This is a genomic window from Luteibacter sp. P4_D7_3 (genome assembly GCF_056401735.1).
Genome location: NZ_JBFUIT010000257.1, coordinates 1 through 5,818 on the forward strand (window position 1 = coordinate 1; position 5,818 = coordinate 5,818).

The 5,818-nt window shown below is 64.7% G+C and carries 5 protein-coding genes; 4 read left to right on the plus strand and 1 reads right to left on the minus strand.

Annotation, left to right across the window (positions count from 1 at the left end; all coding sequences use genetic code 11):
* The coding region (locus AC1DSN_RS17320) for a hypothetical protein (protein WP_477331883.1) at positions 1-297 on the minus strand (297 nt) is incomplete at its 3' end.
* A 173-nt stretch (positions 298-470) separates the two neighbouring features.
* On the opposite strand from AC1DSN_RS17320, the gene AC1DSN_RS17325 reads away from it, so the two are divergent.
* The 4 genes from AC1DSN_RS17325 to AC1DSN_RS17340 form a co-directional block, all read left to right on the plus strand.
* On the plus strand, positions 471-2,360 hold the full coding sequence (locus tag AC1DSN_RS17325; protein ID WP_477331885.1) for an ABC-F family ATP-binding cassette domain-containing protein: 1,890 nt from the start codon (positions 471-473) through the stop codon (positions 2,358-2,360).
* A gap of 2 nt (positions 2,361-2,362) precedes the next feature.
* Positions 2,363-3,367, plus strand: a complete 1,005-nt coding sequence (locus tag AC1DSN_RS17330) for a phosphoglycerate mutase (protein WP_477298359.1) — start codon at positions 2,363-2,365, stop codon at positions 3,365-3,367.
* Positions 3,364-5,076 (plus strand): single-stranded-DNA-specific exonuclease RecJ, encoded by a 1,713-nt coding sequence (recJ, locus tag AC1DSN_RS17335; protein ID WP_477331887.1) that lies wholly within the window; start codon positions 3,364-3,366, stop codon positions 5,074-5,076. Before AC1DSN_RS17330 ends, recJ begins: the two co-directional genes overlap by 4 nt.
* 140 nt (positions 5,077-5,216) lie before the next feature.
* On the plus strand, positions 5,217-5,818 hold a 602-nt coding region (locus tag AC1DSN_RS17340), incomplete at its 3' end, for an NAD-dependent epimerase/dehydratase family protein (protein ID WP_477331889.1).

Below are 5,818 nucleotides of genomic sequence, written 5' to 3' on the forward strand. Positions count from 1 at the left end.
GTTCAGCACCGTGTGGACCACGTGGCTCTTCTCGAAATAGACGATGTAGCCCGGATACATCCAGCGGTTGATGACCGGCTGCTTGGCGCTGCCGCCGCCGCGGGCGTCGAGCTTGGAGGTGGGTGCGCCGAACTGGCGTTCCACCTCGGCCATGGTCATGCCCTTCTTGGGCAGGCTCATGCCCTTTTCCTGCTGGACACGCTGCATCAGCAGGCTGTCGGCATGAACCGAAGGCGCCACGGAGGCGGAGACGATAGCCAGGGCGATCGCGGTGAAAACAGGCTTGAAGGTATTCATGATGGCTCCGTCGCGCTCCCCATGCGGCGCAAGACGCCGTTTTAACATGCCGCCTCATCCCGCGCCATGGGCGGCGTGCGCCGGGCGTCACGGCTGTGTGCTGCGTCGCGTTTCGGCCACGTGGGGGGCGGGACGGCTATCATGGGCAGTCGCTCATTGCAGTAACCCTATTCATGATCTCTTTTCGCAACCTCGCCCTGCGCCGGGGCAGCCGTACGCTGCTGTCGCAGATGGACCTCACTATCCAGAGCGGCTGGGCGCTCGGCGTCATCGGCCGTAATGGCTGTGGCAAGTCGACCCTGTTCGCTGCCCTGAAGGGCGAGCTGGAGCCGGAAGTCGGCGATCTGGACATGCCGTCGAAGATCCGGCTGGCCTCCGTGGCCCAGGAAACGCCGGCTTTGCCCGACCCGGCGATCGAGTACGTGCTCGGCGGCGACGTGGAAGTGGCCGCCGCGCTGAAGATGGAAGCCGATGCCTACGACGCGGAAGACTACGAAGCCGTGGCTCGGGCAAACATGCGCATCGAAGAGGTCAACGGCTACGACGCGCGTGCGCGTGCCGGACGGCTGATGCACGGCCTGGGTTTCAGCCCGGAGACCCATGAGCAGCCCGTCGCCTCGTTCTCGGGTGGCTGGCGCGTGCGCCTCAACCTGGCGCGCGCACTTATGGCGCCCTCGGACCTGCTCCTGCTCGATGAGCCGACCAACCATCTCGATCTCGACGCGGTTCTTTGGCTCGAAGAGTGGCTGCGCCGTTATCCGGGCACGCTGCTGATCATCTCGCACGATCGCGAATTCCTCGACGGCGTGATCTCGCACACGCTGCATCTGCACGAAGGCAAGGCCAAGCTCTACACCGGCGACTACACCGCCTTCGAACGCCAGCGCGGGGAACACCTCCGCCAGCAGCAGATCGCACATGTGCGCGAACAGGCCGAGCGCGCCCACCTGCAGTCGTTCATCGATCGCTTCAAGGCGAAGGCGTCCAAAGCCAAGCAGGCGCAGTCGCGCATGAAACGCCTGGAAAAGATGGCCGGCACCGAAGCGGTGCGTGCGGAACGCTCCTTCAGCTTCACGTTCCCCACGCCCGACAGGCTGCCGACCTCGATGCTGCAGCTCGATCACATCGATGCAGGCTACGGAGACCACGTCGTGCTCCGCGACATCGCCTTCGGGCTGGAAGCGGGCGATCGCATCGGCCTGCTCGGCCCGAACGGCGCCGGTAAGTCGACGATGGTGAAATCGCTGGTCGGCGAGCTCGAGCCCATGGTGGGCGAGCGCACATTCCATAAGGACATGAAGATCGGCTACTTCGCCCAGCACACGGTGGAAAGCCTGCATGAAGGCTGGAGCGCGTTCGACCATCTTCAGGAGAAGGCGCCTAACGCCGGCGCACAGGTGCTGCGCGACTATCTGGGTACCTGGAACTTCCCGGCCGATCGCGTCTTCGAACCGGTCGACAAGTTTTCCGGTGGCGAGCGCGCGCGTCTCGCCCTGGCGCTGATCGCGTGGGACAAGCCGAACCTGTTGCTGCTCGACGAGCCGACCAACCATCTCGACCTCGACATGCGCGAAGCGCTGGCCGATGCGCTGGCCGAATTCGACGGCGCGCTGGTGCTGGTCTCGCATGATCGCCACCTTCTTGGCATGGTCTGCGACGAGTTCTGGCGCGTGGCTGACGGCAAGGCAGAGGCGTTCGATGGCGACCTCGACGACTACGCCAAGTGGTTGCGCACGCGTGGCACCACGCGCAAGACCGCGGCTGTCGCCTCGGCACCGCAGAACGCGCCGGTGCAGGAAGCGGCCAAAGAAAAGCGCAAGCTCAGCGCCGACGAGCGTGAGAAGGAAAAGCCGTTGCGCGCCCGGGTGAAGAAGATCGAGACGCTGATCGCGACCATGGACAAGGAACTCACCGACATTGAAAGCAAGCTCGCTGATCCGACCGTTTATGGCGGCAGCACCGCAGACCTGATGAAGCTCGGTCAGCGCCAGGCCGAAGTGCGTGGCGAGAAAGAAGCACTTGAGCTGGAATGGCTCGGGATCCTGGAACAGATCGAGGTCTGAGCATGAGCGCTGCCCTCAACGTGCTGCTGCCGAGTCGCGAGAAACTTCGCTACGTGCCCGCCTTCGCGGCGTGGCTGGCACGCGGCACGACGTTGTCCGCTGCCATGCCCGGCTACTTCGTGGCCATGGCGGAGCAGTTCCGCTGGCCGAGCGGGCCGCTGCCGGCGGCTGCGCTCATCCGTCAGTCCGTGGCGGGTGATGCCGGCGACGCCTTGTGGCTCTCGGCGGACCCCGCCTGGGTGCAGCCGGAACTCAACGGCGCGCGACTGCTTGCCTGCGGCAACCTTGGTTTGCGCCTGGAAGAGTCGATGGCGCTGGTCAACGCGCTTGCCGAGACGTTCGAAGCCGAAGGCATGAAGCTGCTCGTCGGCGATTCGCAGCACTGGCAGTTGCGTCTGCCGACCTATGTGGACGTGCCCTCGTTCCCCGAGCCGGAGGAAGCACTGGGGGCGGACCTGTTCGAACAGCTGCCCAAGGGCGAGGAAGGCCGCCGCTGGCGCGCGCTGATCAATGAGGCGCAGGTGGTACTGCACAACCACCCGGTCAACGCCGCGCGTGTCGCGCGTGGCCTGCCGCCGGTCAACAGCGTATGGCTATGGGGCGCCGGTGCGTTGCCTGATTGGGTCGAGTGCGGTCTGGGTCGCATCTATAGCGACGATTTGCTTGCGTGGGCGCTGGGTCACCGCGCGAACGTGGACGTGCAACCACGCTCAGCCTTCGCGCAATCTGGCGGATCTTCTGTAGGAGCCGCTTCAGCGGCGATGGGTGCTGGCGGCAAGGTTGCTATCGCCGATAAATCGGCTCCTACAAAAAGCGTAGGCACTGACGAGGTGCCTTACAGCCTGCTCGACCTCCAGGACATCCAGCCCGCCGAATTCGAACAGGTCTGGTGGCCCAACATCGAAGCACGCCTCGACGCCGGCACCGAAATCCGCATCGCCTTCGCCGATGGCGTTCGCATGGTCATACGCAAGAGCCACCGCCTGCGCTTCTGGCGCAAGGCATGACGGCGCGCGTCTGGCGTCAGCGTCACGTCGCCACCGCGCCGAGCGGCTGGCCGCCCCATGTTCATCCGGTGATCCAGCGCATCTACGCGGCGCGTGGTGTACCCACGCCTGAGGGTGCCGAGCATCGTCTTGCCAGGATGCTGTCACCGACCCTGCTTGGCGGCATGGACGCGGCGGTCGCCTTGCTGATGGAAGCCATCGCGAGCGACAGGCACATCGYCATTGCGGGAGATTACGACTGCGACGGCGCCACCGGTACAGCCGTGGCCGAGCGTGGCCTGCGGCTATTGGGCGCACGGCACGTCCGTCACGTGGTGCCCAATCGCTTTGTCCACGGTTATGGCCTGAGCGAAGCACTGGTCGCTTCGCTGGACCCGTCGCCTGATCTCATCGTCACCGTCGACAACGGCGTGGCGAGCGTCGCAGGTGTCGCCGCCGCCCGCGCCCGTGATATCGACGTGTTGATCACGGACCATCATCTGCCAGGAGACACCTTGCCCGACGCCAACGCCATGGTGAACCCGAACCTCGTAGGCGACGGTTTCCCGAGCAAGGCGCTCGCCGGCGTCGGTGTGATGTTCTATCTGTTGCTGGCGCTTCGGGCCGCAATGCGCGACGCCGGTCACTTCGCCGACGGCGAACCGGACCTGAGCGCGCTGCTCGATCTCGTGGCGCTGGGTACCGTGGCCGATCTGGTGCCGCTGGATTTCAACAATCGCGTGCTCGTGGAAGCGGGCCTGAAACGCATGCGCGCCGGGAAAGCCTGCGCCGGTATCACGGCGTTGATCGAAGCGAGCGGCCGCTCGCTGGCGACTGTTGGCGCGACGGATCTTGCGTTTGCGATCGGTCCGCGACTCAACGCGGCCGGTCGCCTCGAAGACATGTCGCTGGGCGTCGCCTGCCTGCTCACCGATGACGTGGGCATGGCCCGCCGTTACGCCGAGCAGCTGTCGACGATCAACCAGGAACGCCGCGAGATGCAGGCGGGGATGGTTGACGAGGCCGAGGTGATGGTCGCGCGTGCGAAACACATCGACTCGGTGGGCGTCGCGTTGTTCGACGAAGGCTGGCATCCGGGCATCGTCGGGCTGATCGCGTCCAAGCTGAAAGAGAAGCTGCATCGTCCTGTCATGGCCTTTGCGCCGGCTGGCGACGACAGCGACGAGCTGCGCGGTTCGGCGCGTTCGATTCCGGGGTTCCATATCCGTGATGCGCTCGCGGAAATCGACGCGAAGCATCCCGGTCTGATCCTGCGATTCGGCGGCCACGCCATGGCTGCCGGCCTCAGCCTTCGCGCTAATGACTTCGATCGTTTCGCTGCTGCATTCGACGCGACCGCACGAGCGCATCTGGACGACGAACGTCTGCAGGCTCTCGTCCACACGGACGGCGAGCTCGACTACCGCGACCACACGCTCGACCTGGCCAAACAGCTGCGCTATGCCGGCCCTTGGGGCCAGGGATTCCCGCCACCGGTCTTCGAAGCGCGCTTCGAATGCGCGTCGTGGAAGCCCATGGGGAGCCGTCACCTGCGTCTGCAGTTGCGTCACACGCAGGGCGGTGCGCCGCTCGATGCCGTGATGTTCAACTGTTACGACGGCACGCCGCCGCCTGATCGCATGCGGGTGGCGTACGAGCTTTCCGTCAACGACTGGCAGGGAAGGGAAAGCCTGCGGCTGTTGCTGACGCATATGGAATCGGTGGGCTGATCCGGACTACGCGATGACGGCAATCGTGCACGTCCGAGGCCACGGCACATCCGAAAACACGCTTCTCTCGTCGGTGTATTTTCCCGCAGCGCGGCGCATCATGGGATTCGACCCCAGTACGGGGCTCTCAAGGATGAGACATGAAGACGATCCTGCTCACCGGAGCAACGGGCTTTGTCGGAAGTGCGTTGGCGGCAGCCTTTCTCGCAAGATCCGATCGGGTCATCGCCCTGGCTCGAAATGACCCCGATGGCGAACGAACGCGCGCAGCCGTCCGGGCTGCTGCGGAAGGCTTTGAGGCGAGCCTTCCCGAGACGGTGCTAGACCAGCACCTGGACGTCGTCGAAGTCGATCACGATAGCTACGTGGCAAGGTTGGCGTCTGCTCGTCTCGCGGCGATCAGCGATGTCTGGCACGTCGCAGCGGATATGAGTATGGGGAAAAGCAAGCTTCCCCAGTCATTCGCCACGAACGTCGGCATGACGAGTGAGCTGTACGGATACGTGGCAACCCACGTTCCCCAATGCCGCCGCTTCTACTACATGTCGACTGCCTACGTGGTTGGACTGGATGGCGGCCAGGTAGACGAATCGCTGCACTTCGGTGGCAATTGCGTCAATCCGTACCAGGTGAGCAAGCGCTGCGCGGAATACTCCCTGGCGTTGTTGTCGTCGGCGTCCCGACTGCCTGTGACGATCTTTCGTCCCACTATCGTCGTGGGCCACCGAGTGACGGGTTGGAC

Bases quoted from the DNA above. Each gene is read 5' to 3' on its own strand.
- AC1DSN_RS17325 (WP_477331885.1), top strand. From the start codon at position 471: ATGATCTCTTTTCGCAACCTCGCCCTGCGCCGGGGCAGCCGTACGCTG.
- AC1DSN_RS17330 (WP_477298359.1), top strand. From the start codon at position 2,363: ATGAGCGCTGCCCTCAACGTGCTGCTGCCGAGTCGCGAGAAACTTCGC.